The sequence below is a fragment of the Fictibacillus sp. 18YEL24 genome (assembly GCF_015903855.1).
Lineage (GTDB): Bacteria > Bacillota > Bacilli > Bacillales > Fictibacillaceae > Fictibacillus > Fictibacillus phosphorivorans_C.
This window is the reverse complement of sequence record NZ_JACZDT010000007.1, coordinates 1-24,485: the sequence shown is the minus strand read 5'-3', so window position 1 is coordinate 24,485 and position 24,485 is coordinate 1. Positions and strand designations below refer to the sequence as shown.

General features: G+C 33.6%; 23 protein-coding genes and 3 pseudogenes. 17 read left to right on the top strand and 9 right to left on the bottom strand.

The window, feature by feature from the left end:
* Positions 1–363: 363 nt before the first annotated feature.
* Together HU823_RS19135 and HU823_RS19130 are read right to left on the bottom strand one after the other, a co-directional pair.
* Positions 364–1,554, bottom strand: coding sequence for a hypothetical protein (locus HU823_RS19135; RefSeq protein ID WP_197223063.1), 1,191 nt, complete (start codon positions 1,552–1,554; stop codon positions 364–366).
* Positions 1,555–2,103 (bottom strand): sigma-70 family RNA polymerase sigma factor, encoded by a 549-nt coding sequence (locus HU823_RS19130; protein ID WP_370630141.1) that lies wholly within the window; start codon positions 2,101–2,103, stop codon positions 1,555–1,557.
* A gap of 350 nt (positions 2,104–2,453) precedes the next feature.
* On the opposite strand from HU823_RS19130, the gene HU823_RS19125 reads away from it, so the two are divergent.
* A complete protein-coding gene (locus HU823_RS19125) occupies positions 2,454–2,747 on the top strand; it encodes a hypothetical protein (RefSeq protein ID WP_197223062.1) in 294 nt (97 codons plus the stop codon).
* 243 nt (positions 2,748–2,990) lie between these two features.
* Here the strand turns inward: HU823_RS19125 and HU823_RS19120 are convergent, their stop codons facing one another.
* Positions 2,991–3,263, bottom strand: coding sequence for a DUF1507 family protein (locus tag HU823_RS19120; protein WP_197223061.1), 273 nt, complete (start codon positions 3,261–3,263; stop codon positions 2,991–2,993).
* Between the two features lie 758 nt (positions 3,264–4,021).
* On the opposite strand from HU823_RS19120, the gene HU823_RS19115 reads away from it, so the two are divergent.
* The 12 genes and pseudogenes from HU823_RS19115 to HU823_RS19060 all read left to right on the top strand — a co-directional run.
* Positions 4,022–5,029 carry a LacI family DNA-binding transcriptional regulator gene (locus tag HU823_RS19115; protein WP_197223060.1) on the top strand — a complete coding sequence of 336 codons (1,008 nt, stop codon included), beginning with the start codon at positions 4,022–4,024 and terminating at the stop codon, positions 5,027–5,029.
* Positions 5,030–5,124: 95 nt separating this feature from the next.
* A complete protein-coding gene (locus HU823_RS19110; protein ID WP_197223059.1) occupies positions 5,125–6,363 on the top strand; it encodes an ABC transporter substrate-binding protein in 1,239 nt (412 codons plus the stop codon).
* Between the two features lie 66 nt (positions 6,364–6,429).
* Entirely contained in the window at positions 6,430–7,290 is an 861-nt protein-coding gene (locus HU823_RS19105) for a carbohydrate ABC transporter permease (protein ID WP_197223058.1), read from the top strand.
* Positions 7,290–8,111 (top strand): carbohydrate ABC transporter permease, encoded by an 822-nt coding sequence (locus tag HU823_RS19100; RefSeq protein WP_197223057.1) that lies wholly within the window; start codon positions 7,290–7,292, stop codon positions 8,109–8,111. Before HU823_RS19105 ends, HU823_RS19100 begins: the two co-directional genes overlap by 1 nt.
* 349 nt (positions 8,112–8,460) lie before the next feature.
* A complete protein-coding gene (mntA, locus tag HU823_RS19095) occupies positions 8,461–8,865 on the top strand; it encodes a type VII toxin-antitoxin system MntA family adenylyltransferase antitoxin (protein ID WP_370630139.1) in 405 nt (134 codons plus the stop codon).
* Positions 8,855–9,262, top strand: coding sequence for a type VII toxin-antitoxin system HepT family RNase toxin (gene hepT, locus HU823_RS19090; protein ID WP_197223056.1), 408 nt, complete (start codon positions 8,855–8,857; stop codon positions 9,260–9,262). The genes mntA and hepT overlap by 11 nt, the downstream gene beginning before the upstream one ends.
* Positions 9,263–9,713: 451 nt before the next feature.
* Positions 9,714–10,076, top strand: coding sequence for a hypothetical protein (locus HU823_RS19085; RefSeq protein ID WP_197223055.1), 363 nt, complete (start codon positions 9,714–9,716; stop codon positions 10,074–10,076).
* Positions 10,077–10,186: 110 nt separating this feature from the next.
* On the top strand, positions 10,187–10,381 hold the full coding sequence (locus HU823_RS19080) for a hypothetical protein (protein ID WP_197223054.1): 195 nt from the start codon (positions 10,187–10,189) through the stop codon (positions 10,379–10,381).
* Positions 10,378–11,892 carry an RHS repeat domain-containing protein gene (locus HU823_RS19075; protein ID WP_197223053.1) on the top strand — a complete coding sequence of 505 codons (1,515 nt, stop codon included), beginning with the start codon at positions 10,378–10,380 and terminating at the stop codon, positions 11,890–11,892. Before HU823_RS19080 ends, HU823_RS19075 begins: the two co-directional genes overlap by 4 nt.
* An 18-nt stretch (positions 11,893–11,910) precedes the next feature.
* A complete protein-coding gene (locus tag HU823_RS19070) occupies positions 11,911–12,390 on the top strand; it encodes a hypothetical protein (protein WP_197223052.1) in 480 nt (159 codons plus the stop codon).
* 1,075 nt (positions 12,391–13,465) lie between these two features.
* Positions 13,466–14,566, top strand: coding sequence for a tyrosine-type recombinase/integrase (locus HU823_RS19065; protein WP_197223051.1), 1,101 nt, complete (start codon positions 13,466–13,468; stop codon positions 14,564–14,566).
* Between the two features lie 263 nt (positions 14,567–14,829).
* Positions 14,830–15,060, top strand: a pseudogene (locus tag HU823_RS19060) (IS110 family transposase); the annotation flags it as partial.
* A gap of 146 nt (positions 15,061–15,206) precedes the next feature.
* On the opposite strand, the gene HU823_RS19055 reads toward HU823_RS19060, so the two are convergent.
* The 3 genes from HU823_RS19055 to HU823_RS19045 all read right to left on the bottom strand — a co-directional run bounded on the left by HU823_RS19055 (position 15,207) and on the right by HU823_RS19045 (position 16,950).
* On the bottom strand, positions 15,207–15,458 hold the full coding sequence (locus tag HU823_RS19055) for a hypothetical protein (RefSeq protein ID WP_197223050.1): 252 nt from the start codon (positions 15,456–15,458) through the stop codon (positions 15,207–15,209).
* A gap of 280 nt (positions 15,459–15,738) precedes the next feature.
* The gene (locus tag HU823_RS19050) at positions 15,739–16,068 is read right to left on the bottom strand and encodes a DUF4406 domain-containing protein (RefSeq protein WP_197223049.1); all 330 of its coding nucleotides are present in this window, start codon (positions 16,066–16,068) and stop codon (positions 15,739–15,741) included.
* Between the two features lie 318 nt (positions 16,069–16,386).
* Complete coding sequence (locus HU823_RS19045) at positions 16,387–16,950, bottom strand: chloramphenicol phosphotransferase CPT family protein (RefSeq protein WP_197223048.1); 564 nt, start codon at positions 16,948–16,950, stop codon at positions 16,387–16,389.
* A 455-nt stretch (positions 16,951–17,405) separates the two neighbouring features.
* Here HU823_RS19045 and HU823_RS22395 point away from each other — a divergent pair.
* Positions 17,406–17,570: pseudogene (locus tag HU823_RS22395) on the top strand (YunG family protein); the annotation flags it as partial.
* Between the two features lie 1,705 nt (positions 17,571–19,275).
* Here HU823_RS22395 and HU823_RS19040 read toward each other — a convergent pair.
* Together HU823_RS19040 and HU823_RS19035 are read right to left on the bottom strand one after the other, a co-directional pair.
* Positions 19,276–19,731, bottom strand: a complete 456-nt coding sequence (locus tag HU823_RS19040; RefSeq protein ID WP_197223047.1) for a hypothetical protein — start codon at positions 19,729–19,731, stop codon at positions 19,276–19,278.
* A complete protein-coding gene (locus HU823_RS19035) occupies positions 19,703–20,497 on the bottom strand; it encodes a ParA family protein (RefSeq protein WP_197223046.1) in 795 nt (264 codons plus the stop codon). Before HU823_RS19035 ends, HU823_RS19040 begins: the two co-directional genes overlap by 29 nt.
* A gap of 583 nt (positions 20,498–21,080) precedes the next feature.
* Here HU823_RS19035 and HU823_RS19030 point away from each other — a divergent pair.
* The 3 genes from HU823_RS19030 (at position 21,081) to HU823_RS19020 (ending at position 24,137) form a co-directional block, all read left to right on the top strand.
* Positions 21,081–21,569, top strand: coding sequence for a sigma-70 family RNA polymerase sigma factor (locus HU823_RS19030; RefSeq protein ID WP_197223045.1), 489 nt, complete (start codon positions 21,081–21,083; stop codon positions 21,567–21,569).
* The gene (locus HU823_RS19025; RefSeq protein WP_197223044.1) at positions 21,559–22,575 is read left to right on the top strand and encodes a DUF4030 domain-containing protein; all 1,017 of its coding nucleotides are present in this window, start codon (positions 21,559–21,561) and stop codon (positions 22,573–22,575) included. Before HU823_RS19030 ends, HU823_RS19025 begins: the two co-directional genes overlap by 11 nt.
* Positions 22,576–23,972: 1,397 nt before the next feature.
* The gene (locus tag HU823_RS19020) at positions 23,973–24,137 is read left to right on the top strand and encodes a hypothetical protein (protein ID WP_197223043.1); all 165 of its coding nucleotides are present in this window, start codon (positions 23,973–23,975) and stop codon (positions 24,135–24,137) included.
* A 5-nt stretch (positions 24,138–24,142) separates the two neighbouring features.
* On the opposite strand, the pseudogene HU823_RS19015 reads toward HU823_RS19020, so the two are convergent.
* Positions 24,143–24,485 (bottom strand): annotated as a pseudogene (locus HU823_RS19015) (hypothetical protein); the annotation flags it as partial.

Genomic DNA, 24,485 nt, shown 5'->3' with positions numbered 1-24,485 from the left:
GATTAAAAAGCGTTTAAATCGAATATATAATAAGGTTAAAAACGTACTGTCCTTATTCCACAAACGTAGCAGGATTGTTGAATAAGCACGAGTGGATAAAGGTAAGAAAATGACATATGGAGTAGGAGAAAGTATTAAAATGAGCAATAGCAGATACAGGAGATCTATTAGAGGTATGTTCAGGGAAATTAGAAGTGAATTATTATTTGAATTGCTATGGAACATCTTAACTTTTATTCCAAGAATGATGTTCCGCTTAATAAAAAGCATTTTTAACCACTATTAAACAATAAGGATGCGATAGTTAAAGTAAAGACCAAGCTAAGGGGCTTGGTCTTTATCGTATAATAGATTATTTTATGTTTATGATTTAGCTGGCACTAAAGAGTCAATCATTTTCTTAAGCTGCTTAGTTGAATACTTCTCATACGTGCTTAATTGATAATAATAACCTGTTTTTAGGTCCTGCCATCTAACAGCTAACTGGTAAGCCTCAATTTGTAAAAGCGATGCCTTTGTTCCATCCAAAAGAGTGATATTATGTTGTTTAACTTTATTATCTGAAAACAGGTCGTTATTAAAGGGAGTCTTTTGAACAGATAAGCTGAGGGAAGCGAGATTGCCAGTACCTTTATAGAAATCTTGAGTAAAACTTTCTGTATTAGGTTTAACTTTCGTTACAATCTCCACAGAATGAAATGGAGCATCTTTAACCTTCTTTATAGTGTACAAAAAGACATCCTGGCTGGAAGGTATGGTCCTTGGACGTTTTCCCATTTTTTCATCAAACGAAATTTCATGAGTATACAAGCTCGACATTTTTTTTTCTTTTGAGCTTAACTCTTCATACTTTAAGAGGATTCCAGTCCCTTTGTGCACCCAAGCGAAAAAAGAGTCATTATCATTTAGATCCCCAAATAATGTTACAGCTCTAAGGTTATGAACTTCATCTTCGCCTGTAATACTCCACTTGTCCTTATTTTGACTTAACCATTTTCCGAACTCAAGAGGAGCAATAGAATCATTTATTAGCCTTGCAGCCGCTGAGTTGTAATCTCTACTTTGGCTTTTGGGTTGATAAACTTCAATAATCTCTTCTTCAGATTGCCTCTTAACATGTACATATTCCTTGTCACCTTTTCCTATCTTGTAATCAATCAATACTGATTTATTCTCTTTTGCATCAGTAAATGTATAAGAACCTTGAATGGTATTGAAATAAACATAAGGGTTTGCCAAGCGATTAATTAGTTCTTTTTTAGAGATTTCTTTATGTTCATCCGCAAATTTAATTTCTTTATTTACAATACTGGATGAAGTTAAAGGAAGTTTATCACCATTTGTCATGAATGTGGTTGTAACGCCAAATAGTATTAAACATATACAAACACTTAATAATGGTTTTAATACAGGACTTGGACTTCTCCTTCTATTTTTCTTCTCGTTTATCGCCCTGAATTTTTTGTGTACATTGTTTCTTTGTAACTCACCAAAATCACGATTCTTAAAGATAGTACGATCTAAATCGGAACGGATGGTCTTAAGTTTTTCCATTTATTCGTCCCCTTTCTCTAGGGAATCTTTGAGCAATACTTTAGCTCTAAATAATCGTGTCTTTACTGTACCGATTTTTATCCCAATTAAAAGACTGATTTCTTTTAAAGACATCTCTTCGTAATAAAAGAAATAAATGATTTCTCTGTATTTGAGAGGGAGAGCAAAGATATGAGTAAATAACTCATGTTTTTCCTCTTTTACCATTAGGTTTTCAACGGTTTGATTGGGCGTCCCCTTGATAAAATGTTGGATCTTCGCTGTAACGAGAGAGTATCGATAATGTGCACTCTTCAAGTAGTCTTTACAGTGATTAGACGCAATTCTAAACAACCATGTTTTGATATTGGCTTCTCGGCGGAAAGTGTGGAGGTGCATATAACACTTTATAAAAATATCCTGTGCTAAGTCTTCAGCGGTGCTCCAATTACGTACATACGTGTAGCAAAGATACAAAATATCATTACCGTATTCTTTCATGAGTTGTTCCATGATTTCTTCTTTACTCATTTGTTGGATCTGAAATTCCTTTATCGTTTCTCTAAGCACATAAAATCACCCCAATCGTCGGTCTTGTAAATATAGACGAGTTATGTTGTAAAAGGTTCAATAAAAATTTTGTTGTCTTTTTAAAAAGCACAGTAAGTTGAATTCAAGAGAGGGAAGGAGACATCCTTTATTTTATTTAATTATAATAAAGTTAATGTGGTATTGAGGGTTTTAGTAGAGGTGATACATTTGAAGATAAAGGAATTTGCCAAAGTGTAATGACACTTCCGATTTGGGTAGCGAAAAGGGGTACAAGATATTAAAATAGAATACTTTTAAGGAAATTTATTATTCAATAATCGGGTGCTTTTACTGAATAAAGCTATATATAGTAAGAAAGGAGAACATTAATGTTTGATGAAACTAAGAAATCCAATATCGGTTACACAATTTATAAACCCACAGGAGTAATTCATAATTATCCTCATATAGACTTGTTAAAACAGGAAGTAACTTGCACTGTATCATATAGGGGGAAAATATATATGGAGGTCACTATAAACCTAAAGACAAATACAATAAAGGTCATTGGTAATGTAAAAGAGTTAGGTGATTTAAGTGTGGATAAAGAATCATATATTGAGATGTTCAAGCATCAAGCTAAATATTTTATCGAAAATAAAATATCTGACCCTCAAATTTAAAAATTAGCTTTTATCTTAAACTATCGGGTGCTTTAATTGAATAATGCTATGAAAAAGACCAGACAAAAATCTGGTCTTTTTTAATGTCAATTACATATCCAATCATAGTGCTATTTCACCTAATAAAAGGCTTGCGAATTACAATTTTCTCCTCCAAAGAAAAAAATGTTTAGTCTTTTTTGTTTTATGGTTGCTGTGTTTTAATTAATCTTCAATCAATCTACAAGATTGAAATTTTCTTGACTACTTTATTATCGACCCTTCAAACAAAATAAAAAGTTTTCTTTCAATTGAATTAATTATTTCTTTTCCAACTTCTTCTTCAATAAGTCCTAACCGAACTGCAAAATTTATCTCACGTGATAGACCAAATATATGTGTATCTAATACCTCCTCGTAAAGGGGGCAATGAGGTAAAGTTAAATGTTCCATTTGAACTTTAATTAATTGCAGAATTAATTCTGCATCAGCATTTATGATATCAAGAGCTTTTTTACATATAGTTATATCATCCATCAGATCTTCACCAATCCTTACTTAGTAAGAACTTCTTTTCAATAGTAAACTGCAGCTATCGAAAGTAATATACAAATACAAATGATAATCAGAAATCTTTTTGGTTTATTTAGTATTTGAGTGATATCCACTATCTTACTTGAGAAATTTTCAAACAACGATATTATGTTACACTGGGTTGAAAATGAAATTTGAGCAGCCCTTAATGACACACGTTAATGGCCAATTAAACAATTATCACTCTATCAATTTTCACTCTTAACCGATTGTAACATAACAGGAGTATTTTATGACCCGGCTTACCAGGATTGTCATTCGATCTTCACAACATATCCTAAAAAGAAAAAACAATGTTGTCCATGTAGTAATTTATTGTCAACAAGAAACCTTATACTTAAAAAGTTCCATATATGTAGATGTTGTTTTCTATATATATACCCAAGTAGGATAAGTACTTACTTTATGGGAATATATAGAGGGTTATTTATGTATTTGAAATGTAGAAAGTGGCGGAGGCGATTATTGCATGGCAAATCAATACTACTGAAATAGAAAATTCTCTACTCCTATTGTTCAACTGAACGTTTATAAAAACCGTCACTTTGACTTCTTTTAACCCCTATTCTTTAAAAGGACTTAAGTAAAATAAGAAAAATATTTTAATAAATAAAAATATTGAAAAGGCTTTCAAGGTATGCTAGTTTTATTACGTAAACGTTTTCTCATTTTTAATGAATAACTAGACAAGAGGGTGTGATATGGCATCTACAATCAAGGATGTTGCGAAGAAAGCTAATGTTTCTATTGCAACGGTATCAAGAATCTTAAATGGTCAAAAAGGATACTCATCAAATACAAAAGGTAGAGTGCTCGAGGTTATTGAAGAGCTTGGATATCATCCGAATGCAGTTGCTAGGGGTCTAATAAGTAAGAGGACTCATACAATAGGCGTCTTATTCCCATACTTGTCAGGTTCCTTAGTTACGGACTTATTGAGGGGTATTGAGAAAGCCGCGAGTGCTAAAGGATCGAGTGTGATCGTTTGTCACACGGAATCAGACGAAGAGAAGACAATGAAATATCTTCAATTGTTAGGTGAGAAACGTGTTGATGGAATCATCTATACAAGCCAATTCTTGAAGGAAGAACATTATCAATTCTTAAATAAGATAAATGTTCCGATCGTTCTTCTATCGAGTAAATCCGATAAGTTTCCGATTCCATATGTTAAGGTAGATGATTTCAAAGCAGCTTATTCTGCGACGGAATACCTTATTAATAAAGGTCATGTAAATATTGGTATGCTAAGTGGATCTGAGAAAGATAGGATTGCTGGGAAACCGAGGATGGATGGTTTTTTAAAGGCTTTAGAGTCCAATAATCTCCCACTAGATAAAAAGAATATCATCGACACCGGTGGCTTCGGATTTGATAAAGGTGCTGTAGGATTCGAGAAGTTACTAAAAGTAAATCATGGTGTTACTGCTGTTTTTGCAGCAAGTGACGAGTTGGCTATCGGTGCAATGTTCGCTGCCTATCAAAGGGGCATATCGGTACCAGACGAAATATCTATAATAGGGTACGATAACATAAACTATGCAAACTTATCTGTTCCAGCCTTGACCACTGTTCAACAGCCGTTTGTGGAGATGGGTGAAATGGCTGGAAATATGATTTTAGATATGTTGGAAACAAACACCATACCTAAAAGCCAAATCGTCCAACATGAAATTATCGAAAGACTGAGTGTGAAGGAAAGGAGTTAATCCTTTCTTTTAAAAATGATTTTTACGTAAACGTTTTCTTTTACATTAGAAGTATATAAATAATATAAAACTTAATTTATTAGGAGGAATATTGAATGTTAGGGAAAAAATTAGCAAAGAGCTTTTTGAGTGTTGCCATTGGAGCTTCTATACTTGCTGGATGCTCCTCCGGTGGTGATTCGGACGGGAAAGTAACCCTTCAATTATTTTCAAATAAGTCGGAAAATATAGAGACCTATAAAGGTCTTATCAAAGAATTCGAAGAAAAAAATCCCGATATTAAAATTAAGTTGGATGCCCCGCCTGAAGCTGAAACCGTTCTTAAAACTCGTTTAACAAAGAACGACATCCCTGACTTGATGGCAATAGGAGGTAACGCCACTTATGGAGAACTGGCGCGTGCCGGAGTGCTATATGATTTTTCTGATTCAGAACTAATTAAGACAGTCCAGCCTTCCTATGTCGATATGATAGGTCGATTGGTCGATCCAGATGAAGAAGGCTCTTTTGGATTGCCTTATGCGACGAACGCAAATGCAGTCATCTATAATAAAGAGAAATTTGATGCTCTTGGTCTTGAAGTTCCAAAGACCTGGGATGAGTTTGTTGCAGCTTTAGATAAAGCGAAAGCAGCTGGTGAAATCCCTATTTATTTCACTTTAAAAGATGCTTGGACAGGGATGATCGCGTGGAATTCACTCGGGGCTAATATTGCCGGAGAAGAATTCGCGGAAAAGAAGAACGAAGGTCAGACAACGTTCGTTGAGAGTTATGATGAAGTTGCTGATAAGATGTTAACGCTTACGAGCTATGGACACAAGAATAACATGGGTGTTGCTTATGGAGATGGAAACAATGCATTCGCTTCAGGTAAAGGCGTCTTCTACCTACAGGGTAACTGGGCAATTCCTGAGATAAGAAAAGCAAACCCAGACATTCAGCTCGGAGTGTTCCCGATGCCTGTAACAAACGACCCTGCACAAAACAAACTAGTATCAGGTGTAGACGTTGTGCTGACTATGAACAAAGATACTGAGCATAAAAAAGAAGCCATGAAGTTTTTGGAATTTATGATGACCAAAGAAACAGCCAAGAAATATACGGATGAGCAGAAAGCGTTCTCTGCAGTGGAGAACGTCTTCCAAGAAGATCCCGTTTTTGAAGGTATCAAATCAAATTTTGAGAGCGGTCAACTTACAAGCTTCCCAGACCATTATTATCCAGCAGGATTAGGAGCAGATGGTTTTCTCCAAGAGTTCATCAACAAAAAAGATAAAGAGAAATATCTAAAGAAGCTAGATAAAGAGTGGGAAAAAATACAAAATCGTAAATAGGCAAGACAGGGTGCCTTCTCTTTTCAGGCACCCTGTTTTTCTCTATCAAAGGGGGTATCTCAAATTATGAAGAAAAGTAAAGTATACCTGGCCATTACCATACCAGCGTTCGTGTTCTTCTTTATCTTTCATACCTATCCAGCACTTCAGGGTATTTTTTACAGTTTTACAGATTGGAAAGGGTATGGTGACTGGAATTTTGTTGGGTTAAAAAACTATTTAAACGTTTTCAAAGATGACCGTGCAGGGGATGCATACCTATTTACATTCGAGTTTGCAGTCATCACCACAATCCTTGTAAACACCATCAGCCTGTTGGTTGCAATGGGACTCAATTCAAAGATTAAATTTCAAAAAACATTACGTGCCGTCTACTTTCTTCCCTATATTTTAAGTATTCTGATCATCGGGTTTATTTTTAACTTTATTTTCGCTCATTTACTCCCTCAACTCGGGGAATCACTAGGGTGGGATTGGCTTGCGAAGAACATACTAGGTGATCCTGATCTTGCTTGGTTAGGGATTGTTGTGGTAGCAGTTTGGCAATCTGTTTCATTCAGCACCATCCTTTACTTAGCTGGTCTTGTCACAATTTCTGAAGATATGTACGAGGCTGCAAGCATAGATGGTGCAGGGATGTGGAGGAAGTTTTGGAGTATCACCTTCCCATTGATCGCACCATTTTTCACGATCAACATGGTTCTATCGATGAAAGGGTTTCTCCAGGTATTTGACCAAATAATTGCACTGACCGGGGGCGGCCCTGGGCGTTCAACAGAATCTATTTCTTTGCTGATCTATCGCGGAGGTTTTGAGGGTGGAGATTTTGCTTACCAATCAGCGAACGCAGTCATTTATTTTATCGTAATCGTGGCCGTTTCAATCTTCCAACTCCGAATATTGAACAAGAGGGAGGCTAAATACTAATGCATCCAAAAAAGACAAGCTGGATTGTTACAACACTATTAATTTTAGGATCCCTATTTATCTTATTTCCTTTATATATTACTGTAACCATTGCCTTCAAGACACCCCCAGAAATGGCAGGGAACCTATTGGCACTACCAAAGTCTTGGTCCTTTGATAATTTCACAAGAGCAATCGAGATGACGAACTTTTTTAGCGCTTTTAAGAACAGTTTTTTCGTGACCCTTGTTGTAGTTATCTTCACGGTGTTGACTAATTCGATGGTCGCATTTGCCGTTGCAAGAAACATGCATAAGAAATTCTACAAATCATTGTATTTCTACTTTCTAAGTGCAATGTTCATACCATTCCCGATCATCATGCTGCCGCTTGTAAAACAAACTAGTGCTTGGGGTATGGATAACCTTGTCGGTCTGATCATCTTATACATTGTGTTCAACCTTTCGTTCAATGTCTTTATCTATATCGGTTTTATCCGTTCGATTCCCATAGAACTCGAAGAAGCAGCTATCATAGATGGTGCAAGTACATGGGGTGTCTTTTGGAAGGTGATCTTCCCTTTATTAGCGCCAATGAACGCAACGGTAGCGATCCTTACAGCTCTTGGTGCTTGGAACGATTTCATGCTTCCACTTGTCTTGCTGAGTGACCGTGAGATGGCAACACTTCCCCTGGTGCAATACGTGTTCCAATCTCAGTTCAGTACGGACTATAACTTGGCTTTCGCGTCGTACTTGATGGCTCTTGCTCCGATGATCATCGTCTATATTTTTGCTCAGAAATGGATCATAAGCGGCGTAATGAAGGGTTCGATTAAATAATTGATCTAGAAACATGTGCATCCCAACTGCGATGTACGTACACCTCTGGGAGTGTTGGAATTAGTTCATAATCTATCCATTCAAAGCAGCACCTTCTTCTCATGCTATCATTTATGATTCTAGTTAAAGGATAGTGTATAATGAATTTAGAAGGCGCATACGGTACTATATTCTACTAAAGCTATCGAAGAACGCAAATAAGAGGAATAATATTAAGTTTTAAATCAGTCATTAATCACTCAGTTGCTAATTTACTTAAATTAAGAGCATGCTCTTATTGATTAAGAATGTACTTAGGCAATAGGTAAGCAGTCATATATAGAACTATAGATTTCTGGAGGTGTTTTTTGTGGACTGTAAAATACAGGAACAAGTCATATCTTTTTTAAGTGAAAAACTAGGTCCTTATCTGATTATTGTTTTCGGCTCCACGGCTAAAGGAATCGACCGAGTAGACAGTGATTTAGATATCGCGTATTTGAGTGATCATAAAATAGAGAAGTACGACCGATTCATATTGGGTCAAGAGCTTGCTACACTGATTAATAAGGATGTCGATCTCGTTGATTTGAAACAAGCGTCTACGGTATTTGCGGCTCAGATTATCCAATCAGGTAAAACGATTTTATGTAAAGATAATAAACGCAGGATGGGATTTGAGATGAAGACACTTAAAATGTATGCGAAGTTAAACGAGGAACGAGAGATCGTGATCAAAAGAATTGAAGAGAGTGGTTCAATCTATGAAAAATGATGTGATATTAAACAAGATAAGCATCATCGAACGTTGCTTAAAGCGGATTAATGAAGAGTATGATAACAATCCGTTAAATCTAGAAAACTTTACGAAGCAAGATTCCATCATTCTGAATATACAACGTGCTTGTGAAGCCGCGATTGATCTGGGTATGCATGTGGTAGCAGAAAAGAAACTAGGGATTCCTCAAACAAGTCGAGAGACATTTGATCTCCTACAGCAGAACAACATCATCACGATGGATTTATGTAAGGGACTAAAAGCGATGGTGGGATTTCGTAACATTGCTGTTCATGACTATCAAGAAGTAAATCTTGAGATTGTGCAAAAGATTATTGAAAAGCATTTGCTAGACTTTAAAACATACACAGAACAAATCTTGGCATATAACTAGAAATCTATAAAAAAGCACTGTTAATTGTAATAATTAACAGTGCTTTTTTATGGAATTGCCTCGTCTATCCTCCATTAAAGGGGCGGATTGTGGAGTACTTATTCAAGTGAGTACTTAAGATGAAGTTGGAAGGGATGTACTTAAACTATAAGGGGAAGTTAGCTTTAAAATATTTTCACGTACCGTTAATTATTTTTTAAGAGAAATATCAATAATTTTACATATATTAGATAATTTCCAGCTAGGTAAAGTAACTTTTTTATCTAATAATTTGATCGCTTCTCTATACAAATACAACTTAGAATTAATAAGAATTAAAGATTATATGAATTCATTATATTAATATTAGCAAATTTGACACTGTCCATTTACAGTAAGTATCTGTTCTATTTTACCAGAATATGATTTTATATGTAATCATGTTCCATAAAATGGTGAAAAGAGGGTACATATGGTCAAGGCAGGTAAATCAATAACTAAACCATTAATAATTTGGATAATGGTAGTAACACTCGTGTTAACCTCCATTCCATGGACAGAAGCAAAGCCGAAGGTATTTGCGCATGGAAAGGAAAATCACGAAGAAGAAGAAAAAGAAAAGAAAAAAAAGAAGAATAACAATGTGGAAAGGCTACATGAAATTAAAGAAAAACGCACCAGCCATTCTAAAACCTATCAGAATAGTGACTTAACTGAAACTACTGAACTATATTCAAATCCCATATTCTATCAAGAAGAGCCTAAAGGACAATGGTTGGGAGTTAATAATAATGTTTCAGAGGATATACACGATGAAGCTGAAAAGGAAATTTAGATACAAGAATAAAGCAAACAAATTTTCGTCCTTATTTTTCGATTTCCAGAATTAATGCTCCAGGTGTAAAAACAAGCTTAACGTACAATGGTGGTACTAAGGTTGCAACAATGAAGGGGACTAACGGAAGTGGTTCTTCTGTCGTTGACTTAGGATACACCTACACAGATACTGAGCAAATCGCACAGATTACTGATAAAGGGCAAGTTAAAAAGAAATACACGTATACTGCTAACGGTTACTTAGAAACTGTAGAAGAAACGGTAAGAAGTATAAGTTTTCTTACGATGCCAATGGTAATATGATAAAAGTTGATAATCTAACTTCCGGTAAAGTTAAAGAAACATATACCTATGCTACTGGAAACCGTATTTCACAAAAGAAGGACTATAACGATACAACAGGTACACTAATTCGAACAACAAATTATACATTTAATGCAAATGGTGCACTTGCTAAAGCTCAAATTACAGAAGGCAGTCAGACCAATACGATTGATTACACATATAACAATGATGATCAGTTAATCAAAATTATTAAAAACATCAACGGAACGCAAACTAGCATTCTTTATGAGTATGATCAAGACGGTAATCGATTAGCTAAAACTGTAAATGGTGTTCACCAACATTACCATCGTGATACTAATGGTGAGATCTTTAAGGTTACAACAGAAACCGCCAATGGATCACAGACCATGTTTAATGTTTACAAAGATGCTGATGGTAATCTTTTAAGCTTCCGTTATAACGATAGTCTTTATTACTATCAGTTTAATGCTAGAGGCGATGTAATTGCGATTACAGATCCGGCAGGAACTGTGATAGCTACGTATGATTATGATGAATGGGGTAATATAACTTCTATCACAGGAAATCAGGAAGTGGCAAATGCAAATCCATATCGTTATGTTGGTAAATATGGAGTTATTTACGATAAAAACGCAAACACGTATCTGATAGGCTGGCGTGATTATGATCCTACGACAGGTCGTTTCATTGTCCCTGACGAATACGAAGGAGAAGAAGATGAGCCAACTTCATTAAACCGTTATTTGTATGCAGAGGGCGACCCAGTAAATAATATCGATCCAGATGGACACCTTCCAAAATGGATGCAAAAAGGCTGGAAGTCAACTAAGAAGTATTCTAAGAAAGCCTATAATTTTGCTGCTGGAGACGATATTCGAAAACTTAGAAGCAAAAAGTCTAAGTGGTACCAAAAAGCGGGAGCGGGAGCAAGTATTGCAAGCAATTTTGTACCGGGTGTAGGGGCAGCTAAATGGGGTGCTAAAGCTGGAATAAAAGCTTTAAAGTATGGGAAAAAGGCGAAAAAAATTAAAAAATTCCCAGCATCTTCAATTAAAAAAACCAGGAAGCATAAAATTAAATCAAAGACAACTTATAAAAAAACCTACAGCAATCGAAGTTATACTGCTAAAAAAGTAAGTAAACGAAGTAAGGCTAAGCAAGTGGATAAAGGTTTAGCATCTAGAGGTTACAAACCAAGTGCTGGTGAAAGGACACTCAAGAATTATGTTAACAATAATGTACCAAAAAATAAGGAAACAAAACTGTTCACTAAATCATCTAGGTTTAACAACGTAGGAAGTAAAGGAGGACAATTTAAAAGATACGGAACAGATTCCCCTGCAGGTTTGGCTCCACATGTCCATCAGCCAATACGCAATGCTCATAATGGTAAAATTAGAGGTGGAGTGGGAAGTAAAACCAAAAATGGTGGTGTGACGTACCCAACCAAAAGAGATGTAAAGCAATTATATCAATATATAAATAACGGTAAATATAGACAATAAGAATTGAGGCAAAAGTATATGTCATATACTAATTTTGATTGTACACAATTGTTAACTTTTCAAACCGATGATTTAAATTGTAAAAGGACCATAAAAGCTCAATTTGAACAAATGGGTTTTATTGTAAGTGCTGATGGTCAAATCTCACCAAATAAACTCAAATATTTTAAAGAATATTTAAATGATTTAGTTATAGAGTTGGAAGATAAAGAGTTTATTGGAGAATTCGAAGATTGGAAGGATGTCGATGATCTTCCTGATAGGATAGAATTATTTATTATGAAACTAAATAATATTTTAAACAAAAGCAAGATTCAGGAATTAAAATTATTCATTGTTAGTGATGCTTCTGATAATATAAATGAGGATGATGTTACTCATGTTTCATCTTCTTTACAAAATTTTAAAAAAACTTTATTTTTAATGTCAGCTTGGAATTTTGATGTTAAAACAAGTGTATTAATTATAAACGTGTACAGAGATTTTGATCAGATATAATAGTTTTTCTTGATGAACGCATATCCTAGAACATACAAAAACGTGTGGCATTTTGGTCACGCGTTTTTGTATGTTTGATTTTAAAACATTATTAGTTTTCAACTTAGTTTTATGCATATTCAAAATTAAAATTAAAATTAAATAAATCTTAATTCTTTAATTGAGGTGACATCATAGAAAAATACCGATAAGTTCCCTAAGTATTAAAATGAATTATAGACTATATACACAAATAATTTAATGAAGTAGATAGTTGGGGATTCGCAAATAATGTAGATTATTGACTTTGATATAAGTTAATTGATGTTTGAAAAGATGGAAAAGGGAAAAGAATAGTACATTTCAAATAGATGCAATAACTATTCTAAATGATTGAAAATAAAAATGAGTATGCAATTATTTTATTTATAATTTCATTTACCGTAGTTGACTTTAGTAATTAAAATAAAAAAAAACATTTTCAGATGTAACGCATCTCTAGATTTGTTTTTAACTAAGTTAACTCATTCAGGCAGCAGGTATAAGTATAAATTGTTCCGACTCTTGTTTATATGTATTAGTCGATAGTCTAACCTTTAACGATATCATAATTCTTCCTTTCACGCCTATTAACTGTGTAAATCTCCGGTCGCTTTTTTATCAATTACGATTTTATCTCCTTAATATCTAAACTAACTTTATTTCCAACTACAAACTGAAATTTGTCCCTCCATACCACAGGTATATAAAAATAGCCTTCCTTGTTGTCATAGCCTTTCTTTAAAATCACCGAGATCCTATCACCCCAATTTAAAATTTTTTCAATTATGTATTTCACTATATTTTATAAATTCCACCATTTAATTATTTGACTATTCTATGATTATATATTTGACGGAACGTTAGTTCGTAATTTATACTTATTAATAACAATCAAGATAAGGATGTATTATCTTGATTGTTAAAATAAATTAACTCATAATAGGTATATAATAATTTATAAAGTTAGTATTAATATCTAAATAAGTTAAGGAGTAAATATCTAACACTAATTAAAAATAAGTTGATTCTATTTTCACAATGAGAGGAGAGTCACATGAATAATATGGAAATTGCAAAAGGAAGAAGTAAAAGTAATGAACTAAAAGAGTTGATACATAATCTGGAAAACAAAAAGTTTCTTGATGAAGATCGAAATTTAAACTTGAGAGAAGCGAACGAACGAGATTTTATTGAGATGTTCTTTTTTGCGCGAGTTTTTGTAAAAGGAAAAGAGTTCTCTCATCATACGAAGCGAGCATACCGAGCTGATGCAAAAACGCTGCTCGATTATCTAGCTGAAAATGAACTCTCTTTTTCAGACATCGGATATCCAGAAGTTAAAGCATATAACGAATACATCTCAGAGAAGTATGCTGCTAAGACGGCCATCCGTAAACTAGAGTTCTTTCGCAGACTGCTCGATTTTGGATATGATACCAAGTATTACACAGCACCTCTGTCTCGGTGGATTCATAAACCATCTGTAAAACGTGGTCACTATTTAAATGAAGAAAATAAGAACCGTGTGCAGCTACGTGAACTGAACCAGGAAGATGCGGAAAGGTTGATCGAGTTCTTTCCAAAAGTCGTAAGGACCAAATATAAACAGAAGCACCTGCAGCAACGGAACTTGCTGCTAGGTTATCTGCTTTACACGACCGGACTTCGTGCGAGTGAAATCGTGAACTTGAACAAGGGAAGTTTTTATTACCGTCGGGGTGAAATTTGGGTCGATGTGATCGGTAAGGGAGGCAAACATCGTGAAGTTCCCGTACGTGAAGAAACGGAGAATGAGTTACTCTGTTATCTCGAGATGTGGGAAGGAAACACAGAGATAGATTCGAGGGATGAGACACCTCTTTTTTATTCGCTATATAATAAGGAAGAAACTCGTCAGAGAATTACCTATAATCACCTTTATAAGATCGTAAAAGAAGCCGTTCGTTTAGCAGGAGCGAACGATAAAATCAGTCCTCACTGGTTCCGTCATACGTTCGTCACCACGATGCTTGAGAACGAGGTGCCGCTTGTTGATGTTAAAGAGTGGGTCGGTCACTCTGATATTTCCACTACCAACCTCTATCTAGAGCGAGTGAATAAAAGAAAGAGTTATCAGCGCCTAAAGAAAGTTCAATTGTTTGAGAAGAAAAGTTAAGTAATTAGATTTGAAAGAATCTCATTCAGGTCTATTCTTGAGGAGAAAATTATAATTTAAACCCGTTTAGCAAGTGAAATAGCACTATAATGGGATAACGAAATGACATGAAAAACGACCAGATTTGAACTGCACCCCAATTGTTAGACACTATTAACAATTAGAGGTGCAGTTCATTTTTGTCTGGTAGTTTTCTAATAGCCTTATTAAATAAAAGCACCCGATCGTAATATAAGGTTATCCAGAATTTCTGAGAATTGGGCAGACTCAGACTAGCCTTGTACATGGCAGTCACCTGTGGCATCCGAGATGCCCGAAAGCCAAAAAACAACGGATGAAATCATCCCTAGAAACAAAAAACTACGAGAATTCTATGATAAGAACGCGACGGAGGCAAACCTTTTCGGGTAGCCGTCATTGCATGTGTAAATAAGCTCTTACACTGGATTTACACCATTTTAAAGAACAGAACGACTTACCAAGATATAGTTTAAACTCTACATCTATCCAATAAATGAAAACCTTCCAAAGTTGAACAAAAGGAAGGTTATTTGTCATGGACAAAATTAGTACAACATGAGTATTTATAAATTTTTAATGAAAATGTTGACAAACTATTAGCTGGTTTTGTGAAGACTAATTAAGAATTAAAGATGTATTTATCCCAACCTTCTTTAATGATTTCCTCCATAGTTGGTTGTGAAATTTCTATCTGCGAATCAAAAATAGAGGTAGTAATATCAACGTTTCCAATTTCGTTTGGATGTTCCCACCTAGATTCACATTCATCACAACATACAAAAAGTTTTTTGATATTCTTATCCTTGTATATTTCCACCCAACCCTGATCACAAATCAGGCACCAACCTACCTTTTTTATTAAATAGTTCATTAATTTCTTCCTTTTAAATGGTGTTAATCTTTACTTTTAAAAAAAGAGTACATTCCTTTTTTGTAAATGCATCCGATTGTGAAATAAGAGTTTATGGTTTATCCATTAGTTAGAAATATAATTCTTAAATATAAAATAACCACCTACAAAAAGAGCTGACAATAAAATGAAGAAAAGTGCCATTTGTTCATTCATTGAGGACGTCTCCAATAAAATTTCATATATCTCTCCTATAATTCAAGAAAATGAGCACGTCTCCTTCTAGAAGAAATGTACCCGATTATGGAGTAACACTTTGTTTTTTGATATCATTCCCTTTTGAATAATAACGGACAGATTTGTTTGTTTTTTTAGCATATTCAATTTCCTTACTGGTACTACTTCCTACATAACCATTAAAATCGATAACAAATATTTCATCTGCCATATCAATTTTCTTAAAATGCATTTCTTTAAAAATGCTTTCCTGCTCTTCTGTAATTTTTATACATTCACTTTGTTCAAAGAATCCAAGACTAATTACAATGTGCCCTTGTAAAGTTAAAGATGCCTCTGCTTCTCTAAACTGTTTCTTAAATTTAGTTGAACCACATAAGGTTATAACTCTCATAGAATCACCTTCACTTACTTAAAATGATATTAGCTTATTTCTTAAAACTGCTACGTTTGTTGAATAAGTTCTATAAAAAAGGCGTTAATCTCTCTTGGATCATCGCACCGATAACGGAAGATCATTTAGTTAACTTTAGATGATATGAACTCGTTATTTCATTTCATTTAATTAACGGAATATTTACTGAAAACGAACGCTAATCAACAACAGACCATTTCAATGAGATATTTTCTAGGCATAGGCCTGTTTATTATTCGAATTTTCAATTCAATTATAAAGAATATTGTGATTTAAATAAAATGCATTTAACAATGGTTATTTGATAGTAATCGTTGAAGATTCGAGTTTCTTAAATGATTTTTGAAATCCTAATAAGGGTGTATTATTTTCTAATCGGTCCACAATTTCTTTTACACATTCTATCATAGAGTTGGTGTATGTATTGACCTCAACATCGTAAATTTCTTGCTGATGTACAAAATCGAGCTGAAAAATTGCTTGACCAATTCGGCGGTCTCCTCTGGACTGTTCTCTACGCTTAAGCTCCTTCACAGGACAATGAACCCCCACAAGAAGAATTGGGTAAGAGTTAAGAGTCTTATAAAAATTATGTAATGTTAAGGGGTCGTGAAGAATTTGATCAAGTATTAAATTAACACCTCTATCTGAGAACATTGCCACATTTCTGTAATAAAAATATTCTGTTTCAATGGGTATAAGCCTCTGGTTTTCTCTATCTTCCATCCTTTCTATGACTAAATCATAGTCATCTCCACTAAAAACAAAAAAGTCAGGAAGTAATTTCGTTATTTCTTTTGCTAAAGTTGATTTCCCCGAACTTGATACACCATTTAGAACAATAATCATTCCTTTTTCCACAAAAAAACACTCCAATATCCTCATTTATAAAACCACATTCTAATTCGTTCAATACCTATGCATAGATTTCCTGCTAAAGGAAGTGAACTGCCCCTTTAATGCATAAAAAAAGACCGCCATTGACGATCTCATAGTGTAAATAAAGCACCCGTTAATACACCAATTTTATCTATAGTTCAATCAGTTTAATTCACATTCTACCCTAGAATTAATCACTATGAAAGATGAATCATTGATTCATCTAATGCCATATAGGTCATATTCAACTAGATTAAAAACTACTTAACCATAAACAAGAAATTCTCAGTCAAGATAGATTCAATTTTTAAGTAGTATTAATTTTGTTGTATATGTCAAAAACAATATATAATCAACATTAACATATATGTCATTGATAACAACAATAACTTAAGAAGTTATTTATTAGAAGCTAATCGAGCTATCATTATGCTTTAAAAGATAGTTGGTACATAAATTCGAGTTCAGAATGCAGCCTTAACAATCCAGCATGTGGCCAGAATGATTTAACCTCTTTTATAATTAATGATCTCTTTAGAGGAAAGATTCGTAAAACACACTTACTACAGGTGGTGGCATTTTTTAAATGTCATTCACGGTAAACCTTACGATTTTATCGCTTCTCCATTTCCAAATGAAGATAGATGTTTTACACGAAACGCAGCATTAAAAGAATAAACATAAGTCAGTATAGTTATTTAAAGAATCGTGCATATGAATGTATGATAATAAATATATGTTATCTTATACTTTAAAACATATGTTGTTGTATAAAGTAAAGTGTAATTAATATATACATATTAGTTATAATAATAGTAATTTTATAAGTATATGGTATGGAGATTTTTCATGAATCTTTGAAGCCGACATTCTTGAAGATATGTGTAAATTAAATCATTAACAAAAGAAATGACTACACATGGAGAAACTAATGATTTATGGTATACCTAAGAAAATTGATTAACTTTTTATCAATATTATCCCTACTAATAAAAATCATAACAATAACATGAACTATAAGTTGTGGCGGTATCTTAATTCTATACTTTAAAGATGTTAGACTATCAGAATGTGCTGGAGTAAATAATCAAGGTATGAGACATGACGTCGAGCTTTGTAAAATGCATATTATTGATTTAACTCTCTACCAATAGATATTATCTTCAATGTATAAGATTCGCTTTAATTGGAAATCATAGTAATAGAAAGAGTTTACTAGATATATATCAAATAATAAAATAATGATAAGAACAAAGTTGTTGTTGATGATATAACTTAATTGTTAATGAAAATATCTTTAAGCTAACAATATTGGTATTGTCAATAATATTTTATTATATATGTCAACAACATTTTCAACATATATTTTATTGTTTTAAAAAGCTTGTGAATAACAACTGAATAAAGATTGTATTAAAGGAATTCAGTACTTTCTCTATTAATATAGATTCTAGAAATAGAAATAAGACGGCAAATAATCTATATGAACAGTTAGTAGTCTGCTTATTATTACATTGCTCGTTATAGCAAGAGCATATACACTAATATCATCTTGTTCATGTATTCTAAACCCTAAATCATATATATATATGACATTCATATTTTATAAAACAACGCTAATAACAATGTTATGATCAACATATATAACATTGTTATTTATAACATATGTAAAAAATCCTGCAAAGAGCCCTTCTACATAACTTTTGTTTATAACCCTTTAAAATTTCAATTGATAGTGAATTGCTTAGAATGGTTTTAATTGGTTTCATCATCAGTTGCATTGTAGTCAAGCTCTTATGAGAAAAAAAGATAGCATTACTTTGTATATGATTTTTCTTTAATTTTAACTGGTGGGTTCAAATTAAAAGAATCATAATATCATTGTTAATGTTATTCTTATCAACAACAACATTGTATATTTTGTTGTTGGCCTTATCATATATTCTTTTCAGATTCATCTCCGCAACTACATTGTTTATATTTACTTTTTACTTCTTACTAAGATCATTTGAATTATGTATGATTTTTATCTAAGTGAACTATTTAAGTAAGAGAGAGTACCTTTAACACGTTGAAAGGTATATTATCGTACTTATGCTATTTATAATAGTTGGAAGTTATTCATAATTTTATGTTGAACAGCACAAGAGGATTCTGTAAAAGAAGATACTAAATGGACAAGCCAAATTAATACTAATTTGATAATTTAAATACCCATCATATAAATCAACAATTATATATATTGTTAATTTCAACATATAAAACATTGTTAATCTTGATATATAAGTTAAATAAAAAACCGCTATTCTAGCGGCTCTTTTCAATGACTCCATATTGTTCTAATAAATTACGAATTGCTTTATTAATAAGTTTTGACTTATCACCTTTTACACCACGAGAAGCGATTTTGTCAACTTCTATAGCGAGATCAGGATCCATGTAGAAGGAAGTGAACACTTTTTTACGTTTTTGTTTTTTCACTTTGTTACCAGAAGCGAGCATTCGAAGATAATCATCATCTTCATTATCGTTGTCTTTGTCTTTGTTATCAGTAACAACATTGTCAATGATGTTGTTGTTCTTATCATATGTTTCGCTAGCAACTTCATCTTCACTTTTAATAATATCTTCATCAACAACAACGTTATTTACATCATTATTTTTATCTTTCTTCTTTTCATCAACAGGGTCATATGAATTAAAGAAAGCTTGAGTGGCGTTCGGCTTTTTAATTTTATCCTTGAGGCTGCTCTTGTTTGACACGGTCTTTCAGCTCCTTTACAAATGGGATATAGTACTCTAGCGCGTTTTTAAGTTCAGGATTCTCATTAAAGCCAGAGATTGCTAAACGTCTAGTTGCTGCTTTTCTTTTGATAATTGTTTTAAAGCGAACCCCGGGGTAATCTTCATCTACTGATTCTTCCATAATCTCGTTTTCTTTTGCTCGTGCATCGATAAGTGAAAAAAGAATACCTGCCGTTTCTAAATTCGGGTTGTACCTTTCTTTTGCACCTTCAATAATTTCAAGGAATTTTGGGATCGCATAATATGCGAACATTGAACCATCAAACATCACAACTACATGACTTCCTGCTTTTGAGTATGTACTTAAAGGCATTACCGTATGTTCAGAAAGAGCAGGTGGAGTATCAATAATAATCCAATCATAATCTTTCATTACAGGTTCTAAAGCTTTTTGAAGAGCATCAAGACCGAGACCGTTTTCATACATCATTCGTGGTAACGTCGCTAAAAAATCATTCGCCGGAATGAGGTCTAAGTTTTTAGAGATCTTAATGATGTATTTACGAGCGTCCCCATCAAGAATCGCTTCTAATACGGTTCTCTTTTCAAAGACGTTACAAATATCATATTCATTCGTTAAAAAACTTGTTAAGTTACCTTGTCCATCCATGTCAATGGCAAGAACTCTTTCTTTTTTACTGAGTAGATACGATGTAACCCCACTACTAATTGACTTTGAACAGCCGCCTTTACTGATGCCGAATGTTACAATTTTTGCAGTCAATATACACACCTCTTTTGAACTTATATTTTAACTATAATTTTAACATCAATATATATGTATTGCCTCTTGTTATTAACGACAATAACATACATCATAAGACATTAATATACTTTATAGCTTAATACAAGGTATACAACAATATATATGTTTATTCTAACATATATATTGTTGTTGTATTATAAAATAATCAATATTTTTACGACAATTTCAAACAATACATGTATGGCGTTTTTCCAACATATGTATGATTATTAATTAACATATTTTAGATGTTTACATAAATGTTGGATGAACTTGCTAGAGTTTAAAAAATTGAGATTAAAACAAATGCCCCAGCTGTGGGGTATTATAAATAATATTAATAAATCTCAGGTGGAAGAGCTGGGTACCATCAAGTCGCTTTAGTAGATTTATCCTCACGTAAGTATTGTGTTAACAATAAAACCATATGTAAAAAATGTCGTCTATATCTATAGAGAAGAAGGAGGGACGATATTGATCTATAAAAAGAAAGAGTTTGCTGATGAGAATCAGACCACATATGAAATAGGTAATAGAAATAGAATTAACCTTAAATAGGTTAATGAAAGAGTACGGTCAAAGTATCTTATGGTTAGCCTACTCGTATGTTAAAGATAAAAACCTAGCTGAAGAAATTACACAAGATGTATTCATCATTTGTTATAAAAAAATGGAAACGTTTCGTGAAGAATCATCAATTAAAACATGGATCTACCGGATTACGACAAACCGATGTAAAGATGTAATGAAATCAAAATCATATAAGTACAAGAAAATGACACAGTCCTTATTCGATCACTTTGTTTCAAAAGATGATACACCAGAGGATTTTCTGATTAGAAAAACGGACGAAAAAGAGCTTTCGTTAGCCGTCCTCACATTACCATTAAAATACAGAGAAATCATCTTTCTATTTTACTTTGAGAATCTAAAAGTTGAAGACATTAGTAGATTGTTGTCAGTAAAACCAAACACCGTTAAAACAAGATTGCATAGAGGAAGAGAACTGATTAAGCAGATGTATGAAAGAGGTGTGGGAGATGGAAGATAAGTTGAAAAAGCTGAGAGCCAGTATGACCGTTTCTATTCTTAGTGGCATCACTTTTGATGAAACGATAGAACAGAAGATAAAAGACCGTATACAAAAACGAAGCTTCGAAAAGAAAAACAAATTCATCTTATATATGAGTGCAGCTGTACTACTTTTTGCTTTATTCATCGGTTCAGCCTTCGTCTCACCTGTGATGGCAAAAGTGGCGTCTAAACTGCCTTACTTAGGACAGTTTTTTGAATCAAAAGACATTACTATGGTTATGCATGAAGAATTCGTAAAAAAGGGTTACAAAGTAAGGAGTGTGGGGGTTTCTTACCAAGGAAAGAAAGAAGTATTGATCGTGATAGAGGGGTCTTCTTCCTATTTTGACAAGGTCAAAGATGATGTGGAATCAACAGCATCACGTCTTTTGAAGAGTAGAGATTATGATGCTTACGCGGTTGAGGTAACGAAATATGAAGAGCGAAAAGATGAATCAACACCAGAACAGAAAGAGAGATTTAAGAAAGAAAGTGAGCTGTTTACAGCTCTTGATGGTGTATATAAAAAATATCAATTTGCAGGGCTTAGTCTTAATTCTGATAAAAAAGTGGTAGAAATTGAGATTCCTGATACAGATACAAGAATCTTTGAAAATGAGAAACACGTTCAAAGTGTAATAAAAATAAAGACAGATGAAACATACGCCGTTAAATTTAAGAAAGTAAACATGAAGAAAAGAGACCAAGAAAGAAGATGGGGAGACATTTTAGGAATGGTCGGAGATGAGTTGATGGGGAAAAAAGTGTATAAGGTTACTGGGCTTGGTTACTCCGTATATCCATCGCCGGAAATTATCTTTAAGACATCTTTAAAAAAATCTGATCCTGAAGCAAAAAAACATGCAGAAGAATTGGAAAAAGTCATTGAAGAGTACCTTGCAACCGAAAAAATGCAAGCTAAAATTAAAGGAGATTCATACAAGATAACCATTCGAAGTAAAGACAAAAAGAAGCTTAACTAAAATCGGCCCTGCTTTTTGGGGTTTCTTGTCTGTACTGTTTTTTGAGGAGTGTTGATCTATGCACTCTACCCTTAAGCTTCTAGCAAGTGTGAGTGTGAAGAGTATTCCTTTTAGGTAACTCGTTTAGATATATAATTGTTTCTTGTTCAACAGTACTTTTCGGAAAACAGACCAAGCAGCAAGCGAAGAAAGAAAATAGATTTTTAGAGGAGGACTCTTTTGATTGAGGCTATTGTTTTAATTAGCAGTATCGTAATTTGTATAGCTTTAGATTATGGTTTAGAATTTTGGGGAAGGCATCGTTAGTTAAAGAATAAATCATGGAAGTATATTTGTTTTTCAGATTCGGTCTGCAAGGGAGGACACATGCAGTACATCGTTTTACAGGACAGAAGTTGAGGTTATCGGTTAGAACGATAGTGAGAGACTTAGCCATTTGGCGACATAGTCCTTAGATCCAGCATCCATGTATGATTATAATGTAGTTTCGCCTGTAGACTTAAAAACGCATACATCGCTAACCATATGTTCAACGTATATATGTTATGTTATCCTTTTATTCGGCATACGAAGCAATGTAATTCTTCACTAAACATAAAAAAATATATATATAATAATGTTAAACCGTTCTGTGCATACTAAAATTAACGTCAGATTTTGGCGTTGTTGCCGGAAAACCTGTGATGACCGATTCTGAGTAGAGGGAGAATCGGTTTTTTCCATGTATATAACCGCAGCGTTTAGAAACTAGTAAAACCATATACAAATGACAGGTTGTACAAATATAGTAAGTATGACTGGTAGAGTGCATCCCTGATATGGCCAATGCTGTATTGGTATTTTAGCTACCGGTTAAGGGGGAGAACACATGAAAAAAAGAAAAATATCCATGACTAAAAAAAACACCGTGAATCAGACCTTCATTCACCACTACCTATCATTTGTACTGAGCAATGTTGCTACTCTAAATAACAAATGTATACCGACCGAGTTCTCTAAATTGAAGTGATTGCTTTACTGATCAGGGTGTTATTTAGTTGGTTGCCGAAACAGTTATTTAATTTCTTGGTCAGCTGCGGTTTAGTAGGTGGCGTGTTTTTATGGGTCTATCTTACGTTTTACGCAGAGTGGTTTCCCTATTTTTAGGGGTAATCCTCAACGAAGTAAATTAACGAAATCAAGAGAAAGTAGGAGATTTCACTTTTTACTTATGCAGCTGTTTTGAACGTATTTCCCAAACGCAAAAACCCTGAATTTCGCCGAAAATGGCCGGATTCAGGGTTTTGTTTTTAGAGTTGGTTCCTCAAAGAATTTTTATGTTAACTAAACTCCTGTTGTATCCATTTAAATGGTCAATAAAATGGTATGCTTGGAAAAAATATTTAGGAGTGAGGCCAATGAATATACTTCCTATCATTATAGCTGCTGCGGTCTCAGCAACTGTTGTGACTGCATTTAGTGAAAGTTTAGTGAGTTGGGAAAGAATTACTCTTAGTCTAGGTAGTTTTTTTATAACTATTTCAATAATAAAAGTTGTACAGAAGGTAAGAGACAATAAATAAAGCTATTAATTATCCAGCTTTTTCATTTGTTCTAATACATGTTGTTTTACACGTAGCTTTTCTTCTTTGTTCATGTTAAGAGACATTTCACCTTTTAAACGATCAGTTAAAAGGGTTAAAGGCTTATGCTCTTCCATTGCTCTTTCTTTTTCTCCTGCTGTTAGAAAGATATACGTGCTTAAATAATCCCCTTCTTTATTATAGAAATCCATTATAGTGTAAATCTCTAACTTTTTATCATTTTTAGTTATCGTGTTTGATTTAATTATTTTGTCATGCTCATTGTAAACCGTAACCCAAACTTTTTCTCCTTTTATGTCCATTAAGTCAACTAAATCACATGAAGAT